Consider the following 21,614-nt stretch of genomic DNA (forward strand, 5'->3'; position numbering starts at 1 on the left):
ACCGGGTCGAACCATGGAAGCCTTCGGTCTCCTGCTGCACGGCTTTGCCGTCCTTTTGACGTGGAAGACGCTGCTGTTGATGATGGTCGGACTGGTGCTCGGCATCTTCGTCGGCGTGCTGCCCGGGCTTGGCGGCCCCAACGGCGTCGCGATCCTGCTGCCGCTCACCTTCACGATGGATCCGACGTCCGCCATCGTGATGCTGTCGTGCATCTACTGGGGTGCGCTGTTCGGCGGCGCCATCACCTCGATCCTGTTCAACATCCCGGGCGAAGCCTGGTCGGTCGCGACCACCTTCGACGGCTATCCGATGGCGCAGCAGGGCAGGGCGGCCGAAGCGCTCACCGCGGCGTTCACCTCCTCCTTCGTCGGTTCGCTGGTCGCGGTGCTGCTGATCACCTTCCTGGCGCCGATGATCTCGTCGTTTGCGCTGAGGTTCGGCCCGCCGGAATTCTTCGCCGTCTATCTCCTGACCTTCTGTTCCTTCGTCGGCCTCGGCCGCGAGGCCAAGCACAAGACTGTCATCTCGATGTCGCTCGGGCTGCTGCTCGCCGGCGTCGGCATGGATACGGTGTCCGGGCAGCTGCGCATGACGTTCGGCTCCGCCGAGCTCTTGCGCGGCATCAACTTCCTCGTCGCGGTCATCGGCCTGTTCGGCATCAGCGAGATCCTGCTCACGATGGAGGAGCGCCTCGCGCTGCGCGGACACGCCGCCGGCATCAGCCTGCGCGTCGTGCTCTCGGTGTGGAAGGACCTGCCGAAATACTGGGTGACGCTGCTGCGCTCGTCGGTGATCGGCTGCTGGCTCGGCATCACGCCGGGCGGCGCGATCGCGGCCTCCTTCATGGGCTATAACCTCGCCAAGCGCTTCGCCAAGGATCAGGAGAGCTTTGGCAAGGGCCGTATCGAGGGCGTGTTCGCGCCCGAGACCGCCGCTCATGCCTCGGGCACCTCGGCGCTGTTGCCGATGCTGGCGCTCGGCATTCCCGGCTCGGGGACCGCTGCGATCCTGCTCGGCGGCTTGATGGTGTGGGGCCTCAACCCGGGGCCGCTGCTGTTCGTCGAGCACAAGGATTTCGTCTGGGGCCTGATCGCCTCGATGTATCTCGGCAATGTCGTCGGCCTGGTGCTGGTGCTGACCACGGTGCCGATCTTCGCCTCGATCCTGCGCGTGCCGTTCGCGGCCGTAGCCCCGATGATCGTGGTGTCCTGCGCGATCGGCGCCTATGCGATCCAGAACGCGATGTTCGATATCTGGCTGATGCTGGGCTTCGGCGTCGTCGGCTATGTCTTCAAGAAGATCGGGATCCCGCTCGCGCCTTTCACCCTCGCATTGGTGCTCGGCAACCGCGCCGAGGATGCGTTCCGCCTCTCGATGATCGGCTCCGGCGGCGACATGAAGGTGTTCTGGTCGAACGGACTGGTCGGCTCGATCACGACGTTGGCAATCGTGCTGCTTTTTTGGCCCTTGATCGATGGTTTGGTCGGCCGCGTCAGTTGGAGGCAGCGGAGCAAAACGGAGACACCACGAGAACTGAATTAGATCAGTGTCCCAGTTCTCTTATGTCGCGATGGTCTTATCCAGGCGCGTCGTCTTGGTTCCAAATGTTGCCGCTGCGCGATGCCGGCCAGACAAGCTCTGGATGCGTGTAGTCCTTCCTGCTCAGATGGTTGGTGATGACGCAGCCTGGCCACTAAACCGAACCACCTTCTGCCCCATACGAAACATAGTTCATCTCCTGTATGAATTATTGGACAAGCTGGCGTGCGTTACCCCATGTGTGCGGATACGAGAGCGTCGGCGCATCACGAGCCAAACGACGAACTCAATCACGCCGTAAACCGAAACCAGCGCGGCGAACGTCACTGCAAAGCCGGACCGAACGCGATGAAAATCTCGGACAGCTCCGTTTAACGTCAACAGCGCCTGTATTAACCGCAATTTCAAATTCGAAAATGTGTACGCGGAAGGTCCCCCGGGGCTCGGTACGCTTCCACAGAAGTTGCTCGACGTGTCCGACAACGTGACGCTAGGCTCGATCAAATCATTCAATGAAGTCGGAACGCCAGGCGCGTCAGGCTACGCCGCCTATCGGCGCTTACCCAACGGCGGTTTGCATATTTGGGGACTAACCACGGCCACGGGCGCCACCAATACAGCGGTAATCTTTCCGGCCGTCTTAACGGCAGTTACGACTATTACGACGTAAGCGCGATTTTCCGCGCACGTTGTCGGCCGCGATTTGACGGATGGCCTTCGTATCGGGGCGATGCTGAGCCGTTCAGGCAGTGGCCGCTTTGGGGAAGTTGAAGGGCAACAGGTCAGCGATATCGGCGTTGTCCACGCGCTGAGGCAACTCGGTGAGCACATGGCGCAGCCATGTTAACGGCTCGACACGTGAGGCGCGGCAGGTCAGCATTAGGCTGTAGACGACGGCGCTGGCCCTGGCTCCGTCGACGGTGTCGCTGAACAGCCAGCTTTTTCGGCCGGTGGCAAAAACCCTGATGTCGCGCTCCAGAAGATTGTTGTCGATCGGCATCCTGCCATCTTCGGTGTAACGCGTCAGATAGTCCCATTGGTTCCGGGTGTAAGATACGGCGTCGCCAAGCTTGCTGTCCGGCAGGACCTTCGGGGCGATTTGATCGAGCCATTCCTTGAGGGCGTTCAGGACAGGAATGCTGTGTTGCTGGCGGAAGCGACGGATGCATTGATCCGGCGTTTCGTCTCTGTCCGGTTTCTCGTCCCGCGCCTGCCTTTCAACCCGGTAGAGCTGCTCGAAGAACCGCAGCGCCTGCTCGGGCGGCCCGCCGCCCTTCTTTCTCGCTTTGAGGGCGTCGACAAAACGCCGCCGGGAGTGGGCCATGCATCCAATGTGGGTGGCCCCTTCCAGCGTGCGCCATGCGCTATAGCCGTCACTCATCACGATGCCACGGTAATCGCCGAGGAAGACCTGCGGGTGGATTTGGCCGCGGCCCGGCTGATAATCCAGAAGAACGATCGGCTCGTGACTATCCTTGCCGCTGCGATACGCCCACATGTACGATGTGCTGGTGGCCGCTTTGTCCTTCTCCTTGAGGACCTGAACCGTCGTCTCGTCGCCATGGATGAGAGGCTGCGATCTGAGCCGCAGCTTCAGGGCGTCATAAATGCGATGCAGATGCTTCTCGCTCGAGCCGATCACCCAGTGGCCCAAAGCGCCGCGGCTGACAGGAACGCCTGCGCGTTCGAAGGCCTGCGCCAAGCGGTAGAGCGGCGTGCCGTCGACATATTTGTGAACCAGCGCGAACGCCAGCGTCGAGGCCGTGGCAACGCTGCCCGGCAACGGCTGCGTCGGCATCGGCGCGGTCACGACAGGGGCGTTGATCCCGGTGCGATCGCAATGGCGGCAGGCATATTTGAAGCGCACATTCTGTAAAACCTTCGCCTTCACCTCGATATGAAGTTGCTCGGTGACAGCCTCGCCCATGCGATGCATCTGGCCACGGCAGCAAGGACACGCCTTCTGATCGTCGGGCAGGTCATACTCGACGCGCTCGCGCGGCAGGTTTGCCGGCAGCGGCCTGCGGCCGCGCTTCTTTCCCGTCGTGCTTTCGACCGATGGCAGACCCGTGTCCGGAAGTTCGGCGGTATCGTTCGTTTCGCTGCCGGCGTCATCCTCATCGGCGGCCTGCTCGGCTTCATTGAAGAGACGGTCGACGTGCTTTTCGCTGCGCGGCGCAAAACGATGCAGGCGTGCCAGCGCCAGTTCTTCCTCCAGCTTGACGACGCGCTCCGTGAGCTGACGATTCTCCGCCTCCAGCGCGGCAATGCGCGCCAACAGCACCTCGACACTCGGATTGCCGGTTCGATTCATCGGATTCTTGAATCTGAACCGTTCCGACGCGTCAACCGCTCAACTCAAGAGCTCAGCCGGCAACCTGATATTGCCGCACCGGATGACGGACCATCGCATCGATATCGATGCCGTCGAGGATCCAGTGCAACTGCTCGGTCGTAAGCCGGACGACCGCCTCCTGGCGGCGCGGCCATCGGAACTTGTCCTCGGTCAGCCGCTTCAGGACCAGCACAAAGCCGGACCGGTCGAAGAACAGCAACTTCATCCGGTCGCAACGGCGATTGCAGAACGCAAAAACCGCCGGCACAAACGGATCGAGCGCCATCGTCTCCTGAACCAGAACCGCAAGGCTGTTGATGCCAGCTCGGAAGTCGATCGGCTCACGGTGCAGATAGACCTGCAGGTCACCGCCCAGTCTGAACATGGCCCAGGGCTCCAATGATCGCCGTCAATGCATCCACATCCCCGCATTCCAGCGCGAGCTTCACGCCATTCGGCAGCGACGCGCTCACTTTGGCCGGAGAACAAAAAGCTGGAGACCCCTTGGATTCCGACCCACCCACTTCATCGCAGGTCGCCGGCAAATCCACCGCCTCCACACTGCCTTGCCGCGACAAACCCCGCTCGGCGGCCCCCTCAAGGTGAACCGGGATGAACGCCGAGGGTGACGACGACGGCGCCGACCTGGCCGCGGCGTCCTTCTTGATCCACTTCCGAAGCAGGTTCGCGTTGACCCCATGTTCGAGTGCAAGTCTCGAGACCGAAACGCCACGCTCAAGGCAGGCCGCCACAAGACGCTCCTTCGATGTCGTCTCAAAGCGCCGGCGACCGTTCCGACCAACAAGCCTGACACGCAGTTTCTGACCATCGTCGCTCATCATGAGGTGTCCACCTATTTAAGTGGACACCTCATGCATCAGAGCACTCAAAACCAAAAGGTGCGGGGAAATTCGCGCTTACATTACGACTATCGTATGCAGCAGCACCGCTGGCGGGACAACGAGTCCCGTGAACGCAGTTTCCGCTGCCACTTCAGGCTTCTCGATCAATAACCCGGGAACGACGGTCGTCGTTGCCTGGTCCGCAACGGGCTACATTTAGTTACTTGAAGGAGCGGCCGAAGCTTCCGCGCGAGCAGGCTTCTCCATCAGTGCGTTCGTCAGGCCGATGAGGTCTGCAAACTGGTGTCTCGTCTCCATCGATAGGTTTCGGCGAATGTGGCCACCATCGCGGTACAGAAATTCGCCATTCAGATAGCCCTTACAGCCGGCCTTATCGCAAAGCGCGTCGCGCGGTATGACAGCGGCCACGTCAGATCGAGACGCGGCGATCTGCTTGAGCAGCGTGTCCGAAGTCACTGTATAGGTCTTCATTTGCTGGATTTCTTTTGGATCGGGCGTGCACTCGCGGCGCCACAAGCCGTTAAGGTGCGCCATCGCGCACGGGATAGGATCAACTATGTGTTGCGGAACCGTTCCTACCAAGACGAATCGACGGCCGGGTCTCGCCGTCTTCGCCATGAGGTCCTCTATTCCGGCCTCTATCAGGCCAGATCCGCTCAATTCTCCAAGCGTCCCGTCTTGGAGCGCAATCGCTGGATAGTAAGCCCACGCAGAAGCGAGAACTATGAGGTCAATTGAAGGATCGCTGTTGATGAGCTCAATCGCTTTGCGGCGTTGTTCAGCGCACTGCGTCCGGTAGTTCGGAATACCGGTATACGTTCGGTAAATATGCTCGTTGAAGAACGCCGGGCATGTCTCGTAAAGGAGCCACCCCATATCTGGCTGCGCGGCTTCCATGATCGGGGCGAAGTGCCCAGCGTGGCTATCGCCCCACAAGAATGCTTTCGAGCCAGCCTTCTTCCATGACTGGCCGAAGGTGCAGAACGAAGCGCCTAAGGTCTTCTCTGGTTCGTACTTGCATGGCCATTCCCACATCGCATCAAGGCTGCGCATCGAATAGACGGCAGGTGCGATGCGTTCCGGAAGTCCGTCGGCGCTGTTTACATACATCCCGAGGCAAAAGACGGCCATTCCCGTCGCGAGTCCTGTCTGTACTGTCCGCGTCGGCAACCAGCGGCGTTGCCGGAAAGGTTTCTCGACGAAGCGAAACGACACCACTGCTAAGCCGATCGAGACGGCTGCGAGCACGACTGCCTCTAGGCGGCTTGGCTCGGCGTTATTGATGTAATGGCGGAACAGCACCCACACGGGCCAATGCCAGAGATACAGGCTGTAGGAAATCAGCCCGATCGGACGCAACTTGCCGAGCCAATGGCTGAACCTTGGTTCGTCCCGGCGCGGCCAGATTACGAGCGCAGCGCCGACGCATGGGTAGACCGCGGCCGCGCCTGGGAAAGCAGTGGCGCTGACAAAGATGAAGCCGGCGCCAATCAACGCGAGGCCGGTCGCGATTGCCACGGCGCCGAGGCGTTGCGAAAGAGGGGGCAGGAACACGAGCAACGCGCCTAGTGCGAGCTCCCACGCGCGCGGCAGCACCAGATAGAATGCGCCCTTGGGATCCGCGTCGAGCCAGAGCAGGCTCGCGCCGAAACCGATCACAACTGCGGTGCCGATGATGGCGGCGAGGTCGATCCGCTTTCGACCGGTAGCGACGAGGGCCAAGAGCAGCGGCCACGCCAGATAGAATTGCTCCTCGACACCAAGCGACCAAGTGTGAAGGAGTGGCATTAAATCGGAACTTTGGTCGAAATAGCCGGTGTTCGACAGGAAGAAGAAGTTCGAAGCGCCGAATGCCGCGTAGGCGGCGCTGGCGGCCATCGCCTTGTAGTCGCCGGGCAGCAAGAGGAACTTGCCGAGCAATAAGACGGTCAACAAAACTACAGCCAACGCGGGCACAATACGTCGAATGCGACGGTCGTAGAAGTTGAGGATAGAGAAGGTGCCGCTTGCGATCTCGCCAGCGAGTTGCTGCGTTATCAGGAACCCGCTGATTACGAAGAAAACATCGACGCCGGTAAAGCCGCCCGGCAGAGCTGCATTGTAATGGAAGGCCAACACAGACAGTACGGCGATGGCCCGCAAGCCATCGATGTCAGCGCGGTATTTCAAGATTAGTGCCCGCCCGTTCTTAACTGGGTGCGGCAACTTACTCGGCACAACCCGCCCGAGCAAGCGCTGACCGTGACCACTAAGACACACCAAGCCGTCTTTCGGGCGGCTTTTTCTTTGAAAGGTGTATCAATGACCGACCTCGCAGCTTGAAGGTGGCGAATGAGGCTCGCTGGGCCAAAGCCAAGCTGACCCGGAACTTTACCGGGAGCGCGCGAGCGCCTTCCTGAAAGCCGAGATGAAGAAAGCCGACGTGACCTACGCCGATTTGGTCAAGCGGCTGAAGAAGCACGGCCTCAAGGATGAGACCGAAGCCGGGATCACGATGAAGGTGAAACGTGGATCGTTTACGGCGATCTTCTTCCTTGCCTGCGTTGCAGCGCTAGAACTTGAACAGGTGGCGCTGGAAGAAATCTAGGCGCGGTCCTAGAGTTGCGGACATGTACCCGCGCTGGATGGAAATCGCTGGATACGTCTCTTGGATACGTCTCTATCGCCATTGTCGGGGTATTGATCTTTCTCGTCGCGGTTTTGGCCGAGGGATTATATGCCGCCATCGGCGAGATTGTCGGCTTGTTGTTGTTATTTGCCATTGCCCGCCTCAGTGCCTCAGTGGGCGCCCTTGGGAACAAAATGAGCACAGCAATCAAGGGCCGTTTGATCGGCTTAGCCGCGGTTGAGTTTGTAATAGGCGCTATGTGGCTGTTCGGTACTGTCAACCCGGCGGTTTTCGCCGTGCTGACGATTGGTCTGCCGGTACTGGCTCTGATGGTTGCTCTGCCATGTTGTTGATCCGGTCAAATCGCTCTTCTCAAAACAAGCCGACTTCAAATTTGAACTAGGCCAAGTGCTCCCGCCGGGGTGACACGCTTCTTTTGGCTTGTGGCGTTTGCGCCATAATACCGCGCTTCTAGCGGTGCCGTTAGTGCTTCGGTTCGATATTGATCTTCAAGAATGAAAATGGATCTTTTCTAGCAGCCAGAAGATCCAGGGCTTACGCGGAGGTATTCTAATCGACTGGAACGGGTCAACAGCTGCCGGTTCTACGGCGCGATATATGCGGCCGTTTGTGTTTGGATTACTGTTGTCGCTTGTCGAGAAATAGAGAAAAACCCAATCATCCTTCCGATAGGAAAACCGACCGTGCCCTATGTCTCCAATTTCGATGTCCGCGCAGTGGGCCGGCCCGAAGGGGACGGCCATCCTCGGTCAGTTCAAGTCGCGATTGATGGGGTGCTTCAGCGGTATCGGCTATTGCTCGCGAAACGGATGGCTGGTAGCGCCAAGCGTAGCCGCCATAGTACTCGAACGGCCCGTACATGATTGTTGGATCGGTGGGCGGTAGAGTGTCCAGATAGAGCCCGATCGGGATGTATATGACCAGCACCGCGGCGAGCGCGTGCCATTTGTTGATTTTCAGTATCCGCGTCGTCACGTCCTGAAGAGGAGGGGCCACAGGATTTCCAGAGTGGTCCGTAGACGAAAGGCTTTGAATCGTCGGATCAAGTGCCCAAAATGGTCTGCCCCGAAGTTCTTCAGGCGTGTTCATGATCCGTGTCGTCATCTGAATGCTATGCAAGCTGCGCGATAAGCCAAGTCAGGTACGTTGCGCCGACCGGCGGGAAGAGCATGGCAGAGCTTTTCAATACAACGCCGGCGCATGTGACCCCACTGCACATTTCCCAGTTAGAAAATAAAAATTGTCCTGCCGCAAATAATCCAACTCCGAAGGAAAGTGTCGCTCGCTCGTCCGTTCCTATGGTCGCGTCTGAAATGACGTCAATAGTCTCTCGGACACTATGCTCCAGGAACCACCAAGCCGGCCAAAAGAGTACGCACAAGGTCTGGCGTGCACCTAAGCGTCCTTCGTGCTTGCGGTAGAAGTGCCCCGCCGTGGCCAGTATGCCCAGCGCGTAGATAAGGGAAAATGGCGCGAGCAGCTTGAATGAAGGCATTGTTTTCCACCCCTTGAACAACAATAACTTTGGTCTATCAACACCTGCGCCGGTGGTCCCGTATCCGGCCCGGATTGCTCGTAGCACGATGCAACTTAGAGAAGCATCTCCGTGACGAGAACGGAAAAAAATGGCAATTTACTCGCCCCGGTCCCGTTGAGTGGATAGCAGGCGCGGCAGTGGCGCCATCCGGGGGCGCGGCGCTGCAGCTTCCCCGTCTTCCCAAGTCTTCTCCGATCGCTTGTGCTGGGCCGCGGCAATAGACCCTATCAGCACCAGCGCGAGGCCCGCGGCGATCATGAGAGCCGGAACCATCTTCTCCCAATCAAAAAGAAGGGCACTCACTTGATAGCTATTTGGCATCATTTACGGCTTGCGCCCTCGCTTGAAGGCCGAGCAATTGAGCTTGGATCATGCTAATGCGATTGTTGACCTCTGCAATCAATTTGTAGGTTCGGTCCAACTCAATGCTCTGCTGGGCTAGCCGCTGTTGCTCAATTCGACGCAGCTCGAGTGTGGCATCTATCGCTGTCGAGCCCAATTGCCTTCTCTGCACCTCAGACAAGCCAATCGAGATGATATTAATAACGACGGCAGCAGTAACGATAGCTCGCGTAGAAATTGTCATGAACAGTTTCCTTGCCCGAGGCAGAAGATGCGCAATGACGGCAATCGAAGGCAGCAAGCCGATCAGATAGACCACAGCGAACGGTGTGAGCCGGTCGACACCAGCGCTGTATGACATACCGTGTAATTTTAGAGAACGACACCTCAATCAGGATCTCGCCGTGGGGGAGCCTTATCGAGTGACCGCCGGGTACCTCCGTAGAGTTGAAACGACTCCGACAAACCCTGCTCGCGGCCCTCGCGAAAGGCAAATCGATATGTCGCCCGGACGCACAGTGCGAGGATCAAAATCGAAATTGCCGCGAGAATGAGCCAAGTTATCATGCAGGCCAGCCAATGGTAAGGCGTCGACCAACGTCGACGGCAGCTCGAACATAATAGCGGTGAAAGAGTTTTTTGAATATAAGGACTCCTATCCCTTGGCGGAGGCGGTCACTACCGTATTTTTACGGTGAATCGGTGAGCGGGAGTAAGAGTATGAGTGGGCGTGCGACTACTCGAAAAGAGTTTTATTATTGGGCATCGTTGTTGTTCAGTTTCTCTCCCCTCTGGATTCTTGTGGGACTTCTTATCTTTTTCAAATGGTGATTTCTATCTAGTCCGCAGACTCTCTGGTATGCGACCGGTGGTCTCGCTGTTGGGGAGCTCAAGTATTCGTCCGCGGTCAACCTTGGGATCCAAGTCTTCGGGGCGGATCTCGGCGGCACGACTCCGTTCGGCGCGTTCAGCTTTTCAATCGGTGCGGCGGTGAGTAGCACCGATACCCGAGTCGGTTCGATCGGGCGTCGAGCGCAAGTTCACCCGGAATTGGTCGGCGAAGCTCGAATACGCAGTCGACCGTTAAGAAGCCGGATTGAGCTGAGCTGGGCAGTTGAGCGTGTGCCAGAGCGAGACCAACAATAGGCGCAAAAGTTCTCTGAACCAGGCGAGGATGCGACGGAAGTTGTGGCCGACGGCTGAGAGGACGACGTTGGCGGCATCGCCGGCGCGGCCCTTGAGGTAGCACCGGCCGAGGTGTCCTTCAGCCTTGAGGTGTCCGATGATGGGCTCGATGGCGGAGCGGCGGCGCAGCTCGCGCTTGATGGCGCCGAAGACACCGCGCTTCTGGCCGGAGATGAAGACGCGGCGGGGATTTTGCGCGTCGTGGCCGCGGTAGCCCTTGTCGACATAGGCCCGCTCGATCGCGCAGCCGGTGAGTGTCTCGGTGCGGTCCATAACGTCCCGCAACGTGTGACCGTCGTAAGGGTTGTCGGGCAGCGACCTGGCATGCAGCACGAACAGGCCGCCGGGGGCGCGGCGATTGTTGGTAACGATGGAGGCCTTCACGCCGAACTCGTAAGGTGCGGCGGCCTTGCCCTTGCCGATGCATTCCACCTCCGGGGCATGGAAGGAATAGAGCTTGAAGCCGCGCTGGCGCTGCTGCTGCGATCGGATCTGCGTGGCCCGACCAAGCGGAAGGGCGAACGCCTCCTCCAGCGTCGCCTGGCCTTCGATCTTGCGACGAATGTCGCGGATGATCCGACCCAGCCGGCTGCGCAGGATACGCAGCTGCCGCTGCTGCCGGTTGAACTGTTTGGCGTGAGCGTAACGGCCCGCCATCATCGCCGCGCTTTTTGCCACGCGACAATAGGATTGCCGCAGCCTGACCCCGTGCTTCCTCGCCAGACGGTTCAGCCCCCGGATCGCTGCATGCAGCAGTTTGGCGTCGGTCGGGAAGCTGATGGCCTTCGGTTGCACTGTGGTGTCGATCGTGACCCGCTTGAGGTCCTGGCTGCGTAACGCACCGGCCTCGTGCGCCACCCGAAGGCTCTCGGCCAACAACCGCTCCAGCTTGTCGCCGAGCCGCTTGCGCCAATGGCTCAGGTCCGAGCGCTCGTGCGGGAAAACGTGCTGGAAAAACTCTTCGCCGGTGAAGAGCTGGAAGTACGGATCGTGGACCCAGCGTTCGCACACCCCCTCATCGGACAGCCCGTAAATGTGCTTGAGCAACAGCAGCCCGATCATGAAGCGGGTCTCGATCCCAGGCCTGCCGCTCTCGCTGTAGAGCGGCGCGATCTCGCCGTCGATCCAGTCCCAGTCGATCTTGCCGGCAAGCAGAACGAGCTCGTGCTTCATGTTGATGATCTGGTCCAGCCGTGCCCGGAACAGATCGTTCGATCCCGTCGTCTTGTGCTTCTTCGGCCGCATCGTCCCTCCGATGCACCACAGAAGCACGGTTCACAGCAGAGAGGAATCCACAAAACGAATTTGCAAGGTTTGCGGCCATCAAGCCTCAAATCCCTGCAATCTCAAACGCCATCAAATCCCAAAAACAGATTCCCCCTCAATCGCTTACAGGCTTGTTCACAGCCGACTACGCATTTCGGAAGTAAGACTTACTTCGTCGGAGCCGCTAACCAGGCGGACGTCAGCTTTCCACAATCATATTCTGCGTGTCGGCTTCAACTATGCGTTCACTCCAACACCGGTCGTTGCAAAATACTGAGCTGCGCAGCGCGAACTCCCTTCGATGCCCGACAATCTTGCCGGGCATTGTTGTTTCTGACCTGGCTCACACCACCTTGGCGTCCCTGAGCTTGGCAATCTCGTCGGAGCCGAAGCCGAACTCTTTCAGCACCTCGTCGGTCTGTTCGCCGAATTCCGGCGGCCGCACCACCATCTTGCTCGGCGTGCGCGACAGCGTCACGGGCTGGCCGACCAGGCGGATGTGGCGGTCTTCATCGTTCGGCACGTCTTGCGCGATGCCGAGATGCTTAACCTGCGCGTCCTCGAACATCTGGTCGATGGCATAGATCGGCCCGCAGGGCACGCCGGCCTCGTTGAGCTCGCGGACCCAGGTCTCGGTCGACTTCGTCACGGTGCACCTCTCGATCTCGGCGTTGAGCGCGTCGCGGTTTTTTGAGCGGGCAGAGGCCGTCGCGTAGTCGGGATGGCCAAAGAGCTCCGGCGCACCGATCGCCTGCGCGCAACGCTCCCAGATCCGCCCACCCGTGGTGGCGATGTTGATGTAGCCGTCCGAGGTCTTGAACACGCCGGTCGGGATGCTGGTCGGGTGGTTGTTGCCGGCCTGCTTGGCCACCTCTCTCTCCATCAGCCAGCGCGCGGCCTGGAAGTCGAGCATGAAGATCTGTGCCTGGAGCAGCGAGGTCTGCACCCACTGGCCCTTGCCGGAGACCTCGCGCTCGAGGAGCGCGGTGAGAATGCCCATGGCGCAGAACAGGCCCGCCGTGAGGTCGGCGACGGGAATGCCGACCCGCATCGGCCCTCCGCCCGGCGCGCCGGTGATCGACATCAGCCCGCCCATGCCCTGCGCGATCTGATCGAAGCCCGGCCGCTTGTGATAGGGGCCGTCCTGGCCGAAGCCGGAGATGCTGCCATAGACGATGCGCGGGTTGATCGCGGCGAGGCTCTCATAGTCGATGCCGAGCTTCCTCTTCACGTCGGGGCGGAAATTCTCGACCACGACGTCGGCCTTGGCGGCGAGGCGCTTGAAAACGGCGAGCCCGCGACCGTCTTTCAGGTTCAGCGTCATGGCCCGCTTGTTGCGGTGCAGATTCTGAAAGTCGGAACCCCGCCGGGGGCCGCCCGGCTGCTCGCCACCGGCATCCTCGGTCAGCGCGTCGATCTTGATGACATTGGCGCCCCAATCCGCGAGCTGCCGCACGCAGGTCGGCCCGGAGCGGACCCGGGTCAGGTCGAGCACGGTTAAACGCGACAGGGCTTCCGAGGCATGCGGAAAGGGCATTGTGAAAGGGCTCCGGGACAGATTGCGGGCCTACCATAGCGCCGAAAGACCCTGCGGCAAGCCTGGGCCAGCGCGGATGCCGCCTGTCGAAATGCAATGGCTGGCGCGGTTTGCTGCGCTGCGTGAAGGGATCAGCGCGACAGGCGCTTCAGTTCCGAGCGCGCCTTCTCGGCCAGCGGGTCATCGCCGTAGCGCGCAATGAAAAGCTCAAAGGCCTCCCGCGTTCCTTTCCGGCGGGCGGCTTCGTATTCCTCGGCCACCGCGGCAGCAGGATCGCGGGCCATTGGCATGGTGGGCAAGCGTCCCGCCTTGCCGCTGTCATCCGCATTGGCCTTCTCCACCATGACGGGCAGTCCTCCGAAGGGCGTGTGATTGTATCCGGCGAGCGCCGCAAGGGCGCCAAACAGGCCGGCCGCGAGTGAAGATCGTTTCATGAAACCCTGCAAATTACCGGCGCCGCGGGAACCGAGGTTCTTGCTTGCGCCTCGTATGAGTACGGGGTTTGATAGCTAACCGCGCATTATGGCAGAGGTCCGGGCGCTCTCGCCGCATTTAAACCAAACGTTCAACTCTCTAGCTAGAATCATCTGTTAACGCCTCGCATCGGATGGGCTTGCTGCTTCGGAGTTTCCCTTTGGCTACCGCTGTCACGGTCACCAAGACCAACGACGCCGACATAGACGGCCTGCTGTCGGGCTACAAATGGTCGGGCCCGATAACCTATAGTTTCCCGGATTCGCCCAGCGACTACGCCAATCCGTACGCTGGCGGCAGCAGCGAGCCGACCACGTCGGGCTTTGCCTCGGCGCCGACCCAAATGCAGGCTGCGATCAACTACGCCATTGGATTGATCAACGGCTACGCCAACGCCAACATCCAATACGCGGGCACGAACGGCGCCGACATCATGATCGCGCAATCGCCGTCGGCTAACCCGACTTCCTACGCCTACTACCCCGGCAATTATGCGTCCGGCGGCGACATCTGGTTCGGGACCCAATACAATTACTCGCTCGCCAAGCTTGGCAACTACTATTTCACGACCGCGCTCCACGAACTCGGCCATGCCGTTGGTCTCAAGCACAGCCAGGAGACCGGCGGAGTTGCCAACGTGGCCGTGCCGAGCGCACATGACGACAGCGAATACACCGTCATGAGCTATCGCAGCTATGTCGGGGCGTCCGCGACGAGCGGCTACACCAATGAGGCCTATGGATATCCGCAGACCTTTATGGCCAACGATATCCTCGCGCTCCAGACGATGTACGGCGCGAACTTCACGACCCAGAGCAGCAACACTGTCTACACCTGGAATCCGACCACGGGGCAGGAGTTCATCAACGGTGTCGGGCAGCTCGCGCCCGGCGGGGGCGTCGGCGGCTCGGCCAACCGGATCTACGAGACTGTGTGGGACGGCGGCGGCGTCGACACCTACGATCTGTCGAACTACACGACGAACCTGAGCATCAACCTCAACCCCGGTGCGTCGTCGGTATTCTCCTCCGTTCAACTGGCCTATCTCGGCGATGGCCATTACGCATCGGGCAACGTCTACAACGCCTATCTCTATAACGGCGACGCGCGTTCCTACATCGACAATGCCAACGGCGGGTCCGGCAACGACACGATCTTGGGCAACGCAATTGGCAACGTCCTGAACGGCGGCTCAGGCAACGATACGATCACCGGCGGCGGCGGCAACGACACCATCTTCGGCGGCTCCGGCACCGACACCGCTGTGTATTTGGGCAACAGGGCGAACTACACAGTTAGCTACAACGCAAGTTCGCAGACCTTCACGATAAGCGACCAGCGCGCCGGTTCACCGGAGGGCATTGATAACGTCACTGGCGTTGAGTATTTCCAGTTTGCCGATCGCACGATCGCGGGCTCCTCGGTGATCCCGCCGATCGTCATCGAAGCCGCCGGCTCGACCAAACTGGACCAGATCGGCAGCAACTATTTTCTTGATCCGGTCAGCGGCGGTACGGGCCCATCAGTCAAATATGCCGGGACGCCTTTTGATGCATCCACTCAGGTCGGAGCCTGGACGCCGATCGGGGCGGAGCAGACGGCAAACGGATATCAGATTGCGTGGAAGGTGATCGGTTCGGATCAGTACTTGGTCTGGAACGCCGACAGCAACGGCAACTATGTCTCCTCTGCGACCGCGGTTGTCTCAGGAAGCAGTACAATCCTTGAAGCATTTGAGAGCAGCTTCCATCAGGACCTCAACGCCGACGGCGTGAGCGGCATACCTGCGGCGAGCGTAACCGTGGTCGAAGCCGCCGGCTCGACCAAACTGGACCAGATCGGCAGCTACTATTTTCTCGATGCGGTCAGCGGCGGTACGGGCCCATCAGTCAAATATGCCGGGACGCCTTTTGATGCATCCACTCAGGTCGGAGCCTGGACGCCGATCGGGGCGGAGCAGACGGCAAACGGATATCAGATTGCGTGGAAGGTGATCGGTTCGGATCAGTACTTGGTCTGGAACGCCGACAGCAACGGCAACTATGTCTCCTCTGCGACCGCGGTTGTCTCAGGAAGCAGTACAATCCTTGAAGCATTTGAGAGCAGCTTCCATCAGGACCTCAACGCCGACGGCGTGAGCGGCATACCTGCGGCGAGCGTAACCGTGGTCGAAGCCGCCGGCTCGACCAAACTGGACCAGATCGGCAGCTACTATTTTCTCGATGCGGTCAGCGGCGGTACGGGCCCATCAGTCAAATATGCCGGGACGCCTTTTGATGCATCCACTCAGGTCGGAGCCTGGACGCCGATCGGGGCGGAGCAGACGGCAAACGGATATCAGATTGCGTGGAAGGTGATCGGTTCGGATCAGTACTTGGTCTGGAACGCCGACAGCAACGGCAACTATGTCTCCTCTGCGACCGCGGTTGTCTCAGGAAGCAGTACAATCCTTGAAGCATTTGAGAGCAGCTTCCATCAGGACCTCAACGCCGACGGCGTGAGCGGCATACCTGCGGCGAGCGTAACCGTGGTCGAAGCCGCCGGCTCGACCAAACTGGACCAGATCGGCAGCAACTATTTTCTTGATCCGGTCAGCGGCGGTACGGGCCCATCAGTCAAATATGCCGGGACGCCTTTTGATGCATCCACTCAGGTCGGAGCCTGGACGCCGATCGGGGCGGAGCAGACGGCAAACGGATATCAGATTGCGTGGAAGGTGATCGGTTCGGATCAGTACTTGGTCTGGAACGCCGACAGCAACGGCAACTATGTCTCCTCTGCGACCGCGGTTGTCTCAGGAAGCAGTACAATCCTTGAAGCATTTGAGAGCAGCTTCCATCAGGACCTCAACGCCGACGGCGTGAGCGGCATACCTGCGGCGAGCGTAACCGTGGTCGAAGCCGCCGGCTCGACCAAACTGGACCAGATCGGCAGCTACTATTTTCTCGATGCCGTCAGCGGCGGTACGGGCCCATCAGTCAAATATGCCGGGACGCCTTTTGCTGCATCCACTCAGGTCGGAGCCTGGACGCCGATCGGGGCGGAGCAGACGGCAAACGGATATGAAATTGCTTGGAAAGTTTCGGGCGCCGATCGGCATACCGTTTGGAACACGGACAGCAGCGGCAACGCCATCTCGGATACTATTGGTGTGGTGTCCGGAAGTAGCGCCGCGCTGGAACACTTGGAGCCAAATGTCCAACAGCACTTGGATGGCAACGGAGTGATTGGCATTTCCACGCTTATGATTGCTGTAACCGGCCAGACATCGGTGACTCCATGTCCTGCATCGCAAGGGGCCTGGATCGCAGCTAGCAATGATAGTTTCGTATTTCACCGGGACATCGATGGGGGCGGTGTAGTGAATGCCGGAAGCGCGGAAATTGTCGCACCTGATGGATTTTCTTTGGTCACTACCTGTAAACAGCTGATGGAGCTCTTGCATGAAACGCCGAGCGATCAATCCCACGCCATGTCCGAGTTAGGGAGCGATTTTCATGATGCCGTCATGGGGCGGGATACAACCAACGTACGTATGGCCGACCTGAACACGGGCTACTTCATTGTCCATTAGGCCGTGTGGACAGTTGCCTTAGCCAGAGCGGAGCGGTAGCGATCGTTAAGATGGCGAAGTAATTTCGGGCGGTTTTTCGTAGCGCGTTGCGACGCGCCTGAACCGCTGCAGTTTTGAGAAGCAGCGTTCGATCACGTGACGCTCGGCATGGAGAGGCTTGTTGAACGGATGTTTGATTGCCCATGAGGGGGCGCGATGGCTTGTGTGCCTTTTGCGCCGATGGCGGATCGCAACGCATCCGAATCGTAGGTCGCATCGCCGTCAGCACATTGGCTGAGAGCCCCTCGATGAGCGGTTGGGCTTGAGGCGCTTCGCCAGCTTGACCTGCCGTTAGGCCGATGGCCGTTCTGCTGCGCGCGCTCGCGTCAGCGCGCGGCTACGACAATTGGCGTACAGGCGCGTCCTGGGATGCGACCGGGCTCGAACCCGGTCACTTCTCGTTCTATCTCTGCATCATCCGGCAGCCTCTACGGCCTCACGGCGGTCCTTGCGCGGCGGCCGAGAGACCTTCGCCACGCGCGCAGGCCCGCCGTGTGATGACGGTGCTCGAGCTGGCGCACGCAGTGAGCCCGGAACCTGCCTGGGTCAGATCGAGCATGCCGAAGCCCGACAGGGCTCGGGATGTGGCGGAAAGGGCATTTAGATACCTCTTGTTTGAACGGGCGGCTTTGGGTCTGTGCTTATCTGCTTTAGAATTTAGACAGGCCTTTCCAATTGTTGCTTGAACGACAAGCCAGGCCGCAAGCAACCAGCCATGGTTCCGTGGAGATCGGCTCGTGCCTTTGCTGCGGCCCTGGCCTGGTCCCACGGCTCCCCGCCGTCTGCCAACCCTCGACAATCACCGCGCCGGCTGCTAGCCCGTCGTCATGCCGAATGGGTTTTGCCCTTACGGAAGAGGCACTTGAGGCGTATCGGAGCGATGGACCGAAAGCGGGCATGGCGGTGAAAAAGGGTCCATCCAATCTGCTCGGTAACTCGGCATGGAACGCGACCGCCTTCGCGGTTGCGGTGCTGCTGAACCTCGCGATCCTGCCGTTCGTGATTTTCCGGCTCGGTCTCGCCGCGTTCGGCGTTGCGGGTCTGGTGACGGCCTGTGTCGCGCCGGCGCTGATGTTCAGCAATGCGCTCGGCCTTTCGACGGCGCGGGAACTCGCGCAAAGGCTGGAACCGCCCGACCACGACCAGGCGCGGCGATTTTTCGCGACCGCTCTCGCGCTTGCCATCGTCCTTGGCGGCCTGATCGCGGCGTTGCTTGCCTTTGCCGGCGCGCCGCTCGCGCGGCTGGGATTCCACCTCGGCGGCCCGGCCGCCGACGACCTCGGGCTCGCCTTCGCATTGGCGGGCGCCGGTTGGCTGTTCCAGTGCCTGTTCGCCGTCTTCCTCTCGCTGTTCACGGCGCGTCAGGACTATCGGCGGATCGCGTCGATCAGCATCACGGGCACGGTGGTGACGACGATGTCGATGCTGCTGCTGATCCCGCACGCACCGCGCGCCTCGACCTTCATCGGCTGTCAGGCCTTGGGCTTCGCAACCAATCTCCTGATGGTCGTCGCCTGGTCGCGACGCGCAATCAGTGACTGGCTGGCACGGCCGGCGCTCGATCGCGGCGCGTTGCGTGCACTGGTGAAGCTTGGCGGCTGGCAGGTCGCGGCGCAAAGCGGCGCGCTGTTCGCAGGCCAGGCGGACCGTTATCTGCTCGGCGCGCTGCTGCAACCGCAATTCGTCGGCTTCTACAGCGTCGCGCAGCGGCTGGAGGAGGCTGTCTATATCGGTGTGCTGAAGATCGGCGAGATCTTGTTCCCGTTCTTCAGCACCCTGCAGAGAGAGGATGACGATCGCAAGGTCGACCTCCTGCTTCGCTCGTCCTGGATTCTCAATGTGCTTGCCGCGAGCGCGCTGGGTGGCCTGATCCCGGTCGCAGGCGCATTGCTGCATCGATGGACCGGCGCCGAGGTCGCCGCCGAGGCCCAGCTGGTGCTGGTGGTGCTTGCGATCAGCGGAATATTGGGGTCCAGCGCCAATGTGTTTGCGTTCTATCTGCTGTCGCAGGGGCGCTCCAGTTCCAACGCGCTGATCTCGCTCGTCACGGGCATCTTCACGCTGGCGACCAGCGCCGTCGCGTTGCCGTATTTCGGCTGGCAGGCGGCCGGTTGGAGCTCCTGTGTCGGGATGGTTGCGCAGATGGTGATCACGGTGCTGCTGTTGCGGCGTACCTTCAGGCTTTCGGGGATGTGGTCACGGATGCTGCATTTCGTCCTGATCCCGCTCGGGACGGGGATCGCCGTTGCGCTGGCGCTGCGCTCGCAGCTCGGCCATGTGTCATTCGACCAGGCGCCGTCATGGTGGTATGTGGTGTCGCTGTACGGTATGTCGGCGGCGGCGATCTTTGTTGCCGCCGTTGCCGTGTCGCAACTGGGTCCCTACCGCGCCGTCTGCTGGCGCGATCTCCACGTCATCATCACTCGCTTCTTGCCCTTCAAGGCCGTCTAGACATGTGCGGTATCGCAGGCATCGTCAATCTGCGCGGCGCTCCCGTGAAGCCGGCTGACATCTCGCGGCTCACCAATTTGATCGCGCATCGCGGTCCGTTCGGCGAGGGCACCTGGTTCAATGCCAAGCGAAACGTCGCCTTCGGCCATCGCCGGCTCGCCATCATCGATCCAGGCGAGGGTGGCTATCAGCCGATGGCATCAGGCGACGGCCGCCATGTGATCGTCTACAATGGCGAGATCTACAACTTCCTCGAATTGCGCCGCGAACTCGAGGCGAAGGGCGCAGCCTTTCGCAGCCAGTCCGATACCGAAGTGATCCTTGCCGCCTGGCAGGCTTGGGGCGAGGACATGCTGCTGCGCTTCAACGGCATGTGGGCGCTGGCGATCTACGACACGGCCACGGATGATCTGTTCCTGGCGCGCGATCGCTTCGGCATCAAGCCGATGCTGTATGCGCTGTCATCCGAGCGGTTCGTGTTCGCGTCCGAGCAGCGGGCGCTGGCGCGGAGCGGGCTGGTTGAGACGTCGCTCGATATTGACGTGGCGCGGCGGCTGTTGCTTGATCCGTTCGGGATCGAAGGCAGCGAGCGGACGCTGTTCGCGCAACTGCGCCGCCTGCAGGGCGGCCACTGCATGTGGTTGCGCCAGGGGCGTGTGCAGGTGCGTCGCTGGTGGCGGACCGTGGACCATCTGCCGGCGATTCCGGATACCGAGGCCGAACGGGTCGGACGCTTTCGCGACCTGTTTCAGGATTCCGTCGCGCTGCGGATGCGCAGCGACGTTCCGATCGGGACCTGCCTGTCCGGCGGCTTCGATTCGTCCGCGGTGATCTGCGCCATGGCGACCCATGAGAAAGCCGGCATGGGGCCGCGTGACTCGACCGCCTGGCGGCACGCCTTTGTCGCGACCTTTCCCGGCGCCAGCAATGACGAGCGGCCGATGGCGGAGGAAGCGGCCGCGTGGGCCGAGGTGGCACCGAGCTTCCTCGAGATCGGGCGCTCCGACGCGCTCACCGACCTTGACCGCATCCTCGACGACAATGACGACGTCTATATCGGACTGCCGAGCGCGCCGTGGTTGATCTATCGCGAACTCCGGCGCCAGAACGTCACCGTGTCACTCGACGGCCACGGCGCGGACGAATTGATGGGCGCCTACCTGCAGGAGGGACAGTCGGCCGCATTCCGGATCCGGAACGCAGCAGCCGCGCTCACCTCACGATCGCAGCTGGCGCAACGCGGCATCGACTTCCTGCGCGCGCAGATGATCAGGCGCGAGGGGCACTACTTCCTGCGCGGAGGCGCTACGGCCGCGCCCGCGCCGCTGCTGCTGGTCGCCGAGGATGACGAATTGCCTGATACATGGGGTGCGTTGAACCGGCGCCTCTACCGCATGTTCCATTCGACCACGCTGCCCACCATCCTGCGCAATTTCGACCGGCTCTCGATGGCGCACGGGATCGAGGTCCGCATGCCGTTCATGGACTGGCGGCTGGTCACCTACACGATGGCGCTGCCGGAAACGAGCAAGTCGGCAGACGGCCTGACCAAGGTGGTGGCGCGGCAGGCGATGGCGAACCTGATGCCCGAAAGCATCCGCACCGCGCGCCGCAAGGTAGGCTTCAACTCGCCGATGCCGGAATGGCTGAACGGGCCATTGGCGGGCTGGACGGCAGAGCTGCTCGAGCGGAATGTTCCGGCATTTGCCGAGTTCGTCGACGAAACGCCCCTTCGAAAGGCGGTCGGCCGCTTGACGGCGTCGCAGAGCTGGGATTGGAAGAGTGTCGGCCGGATCTGGCCTTATCTGAACATGAAATGGATGTTGGCAAGGTCCGCGTAAC

General features: G+C 60.7%; 15 protein-coding genes and 1 pseudogene. 7 read left to right on the top strand and 9 right to left on the bottom strand.

Annotated features, from left to right (window positions below):
* The first annotated feature begins 13 nt into the window (after nt 1-13).
* Nucleotides 14-1,543: a tripartite tricarboxylate transporter permease gene (locus ACVWZM_RS34015; RefSeq protein ID WP_253589779.1), complete on the top strand. Its 1,530-nt coding sequence runs from the start codon at nt 14-16 to the stop codon at nt 1,541-1,543.
* Nucleotides 1,544-2,282: 739 nt separating this feature from the next.
* Here the strand turns inward: ACVWZM_RS34015 and tnpC are convergent.
* From tnpC to ACVWZM_RS34035, 4 genes are all read right to left on the bottom strand, one after another.
* Nucleotides 2,283-3,854: an IS66 family transposase gene (gene tnpC, locus ACVWZM_RS34020; RefSeq protein WP_141343446.1), complete on the bottom strand. Its 1,572-nt coding sequence runs from the start codon at nt 3,852-3,854 to the stop codon at nt 2,283-2,285.
* A gap of 52 nt (nt 3,855-3,906) precedes the next feature.
* A complete protein-coding gene (gene tnpB, locus ACVWZM_RS34025) occupies nt 3,907-4,260 on the bottom strand; it encodes an IS66 family insertion sequence element accessory protein TnpB (protein WP_076834308.1) in 354 nt (117 codons plus the stop codon).
* Nucleotides 4,241-4,714 (bottom strand): IS66-like element accessory protein TnpA, encoded by a 474-nt coding sequence (gene tnpA, locus ACVWZM_RS34030; RefSeq protein WP_456856820.1) that lies wholly within the window; start codon nt 4,712-4,714, stop codon nt 4,241-4,243. Before tnpA ends, tnpB begins: the two co-directional genes overlap by 20 nt.
* Nucleotides 4,715-4,933: 219 nt before the next feature.
* The gene (locus tag ACVWZM_RS34035) at nt 4,934-6,907 is read right to left on the bottom strand and encodes an acyltransferase family protein (RefSeq protein ID WP_253589781.1); all 1,974 of its coding nucleotides are present in this window, start codon (nt 6,905-6,907) and stop codon (nt 4,934-4,936) included.
* Between the two features lie 172 nt (nt 6,908-7,079).
* Between ACVWZM_RS34035 and ACVWZM_RS34040 the strand changes: the two genes are divergently transcribed.
* Both ACVWZM_RS34040 and ACVWZM_RS34045 read left to right on the top strand, forming a co-directional pair.
* The gene (locus ACVWZM_RS34040) at nt 7,080-7,325 is read left to right on the top strand and encodes a DUF6471 domain-containing protein (RefSeq protein ID WP_225647050.1); all 246 of its coding nucleotides are present in this window, start codon (nt 7,080-7,082) and stop codon (nt 7,323-7,325) included.
* Nucleotides 7,326-7,417: 92 nt separating this feature from the next.
* The gene (locus tag ACVWZM_RS34045) at nt 7,418-7,699 is read left to right on the top strand and encodes a hypothetical protein (RefSeq protein WP_456855680.1); all 282 of its coding nucleotides are present in this window, start codon (nt 7,418-7,420) and stop codon (nt 7,697-7,699) included.
* A 779-nt stretch (nt 7,700-8,478) separates the two neighbouring features.
* On the opposite strand, the gene ACVWZM_RS34050 is transcribed toward ACVWZM_RS34045, so the two are convergent.
* The 5 genes from ACVWZM_RS34050 to ACVWZM_RS34070 form a co-directional block, all read right to left on the bottom strand.
* Nucleotides 8,479-8,862, bottom strand: a complete 384-nt coding sequence (locus ACVWZM_RS34050; protein ID WP_225647031.1) for a hypothetical protein — start codon at nt 8,860-8,862, stop codon at nt 8,479-8,481.
* A 352-nt stretch (nt 8,863-9,214) separates the two neighbouring features.
* The gene (locus ACVWZM_RS34055) at nt 9,215-9,490 is read right to left on the bottom strand and encodes a hypothetical protein (protein WP_225647032.1); all 276 of its coding nucleotides are present in this window, start codon (nt 9,488-9,490) and stop codon (nt 9,215-9,217) included.
* Between the two features lie 839 nt (nt 9,491-10,329).
* Complete coding sequence (locus tag ACVWZM_RS34060; RefSeq protein ID WP_456854297.1) at nt 10,330-11,676, bottom strand: IS5 family transposase; 1,347 nt, start codon at nt 11,674-11,676, stop codon at nt 10,330-10,332.
* Between the two features lie 364 nt (nt 11,677-12,040).
* Nucleotides 12,041-13,234, bottom strand: coding sequence for a CaiB/BaiF CoA transferase family protein (locus tag ACVWZM_RS34065; RefSeq protein ID WP_225647033.1), 1,194 nt, complete (start codon nt 13,232-13,234; stop codon nt 12,041-12,043).
* Between the two features lie 131 nt (nt 13,235-13,365).
* The gene (locus ACVWZM_RS34070) at nt 13,366-13,578 is read right to left on the bottom strand and encodes a hypothetical protein (protein WP_456855681.1); all 213 of its coding nucleotides are present in this window, start codon (nt 13,576-13,578) and stop codon (nt 13,366-13,368) included.
* A gap of 290 nt (nt 13,579-13,868) precedes the next feature.
* On the opposite strand from ACVWZM_RS34070, the gene ACVWZM_RS34075 reads away from it, so the two are divergent.
* The 4 genes and pseudogenes from ACVWZM_RS34075 (at nt 13,869) to asnB (ending at nt 21,613) form a co-directional block, all read left to right on the top strand.
* A complete protein-coding gene (locus ACVWZM_RS34075) occupies nt 13,869-17,282 on the top strand; it encodes a M10 family metallopeptidase C-terminal domain-containing protein (protein WP_456855682.1) in 3,414 nt (1,137 codons plus the stop codon).
* A 377-nt stretch (nt 17,283-17,659) separates the two neighbouring features.
* Nucleotides 17,660-17,740, top strand: a pseudogene (locus ACVWZM_RS34080) (tripartite tricarboxylate transporter TctB family protein); the annotation flags it as partial.
* Between the two features lie 478 nt (nt 17,741-18,218).
* Entirely contained in the window at nt 18,219-19,772 is a 1,554-nt protein-coding gene (locus ACVWZM_RS34085) for an oligosaccharide flippase family protein (RefSeq protein ID WP_253589786.1), read from the top strand.
* Between the two features lie 2 nt (nt 19,773-19,774).
* The gene (asnB, locus tag ACVWZM_RS34090) at nt 19,775-21,613 is read left to right on the top strand and encodes an asparagine synthase (glutamine-hydrolyzing) (RefSeq protein ID WP_253589787.1); all 1,839 of its coding nucleotides are present in this window, start codon (nt 19,775-19,777) and stop codon (nt 21,611-21,613) included.
* Nucleotide 21,614 lies beyond the last annotated feature (1 nt).

The sequence above is a fragment of the Bradyrhizobium sp. USDA 4501 genome, assembly GCF_054062115.1.

Coding starts and splice junctions, on each gene's coding strand:
- ACVWZM_RS34070 (WP_456855681.1), bottom strand. CDS start 13,578: ATGGTGGAGAAGGCCAATGCGGATGACAGCGGCAAGGCGGGACGCTTG.
- ACVWZM_RS34065 (WP_225647033.1), bottom strand. CDS start 13,234: ATGCCCTTTCCGCATGCCTCGGAAGCCCTGTCGCGTTTAACCGTGCTC.
- ACVWZM_RS34060 (WP_456854297.1), bottom strand. CDS start 11,676: ATGCGGCCGAAGAAGCACAAGACGACGGGATCGAACGATCTGTTCCGG.
- ACVWZM_RS34050 (WP_225647031.1), bottom strand. CDS start 8,862: ATGCCTTCATTCAAGCTGCTCGCGCCATTTTCCCTTATCTACGCGCTG.
- tnpB (WP_076834308.1), bottom strand. CDS start 4,260: ATGTTCAGACTGGGCGGTGACCTGCAGGTCTATCTGCACCGTGAGCCG.
- ACVWZM_RS34015 (WP_253589779.1), top strand. CDS start 14: ATGGAAGCCTTCGGTCTCCTGCTGCACGGCTTTGCCGTCCTTTTGACG.
- tnpC (WP_141343446.1), bottom strand. CDS start 3,854: ATGAATCGAACCGGCAATCCGAGTGTCGAGGTGCTGTTGGCGCGCATT.
- asnB (WP_253589787.1), top strand. CDS start 19,775: ATGTGCGGTATCGCAGGCATCGTCAATCTGCGCGGCGCTCCCGTGAAG.
- ACVWZM_RS34055 (WP_225647032.1), bottom strand. CDS start 9,490: ATGACAATTTCTACGCGAGCTATCGTTACTGCTGCCGTCGTTATTAAT.
- ACVWZM_RS34085 (WP_253589786.1), top strand. CDS start 18,219: ATGGCGGTGAAAAAGGGTCCATCCAATCTGCTCGGTAACTCGGCATGG.
- tnpA (WP_456856820.1), bottom strand. CDS start 4,714: ATGAGCGACGATGGTCAGAAACTGCGTGTCAGGCTTGTTGGTCGGAAC.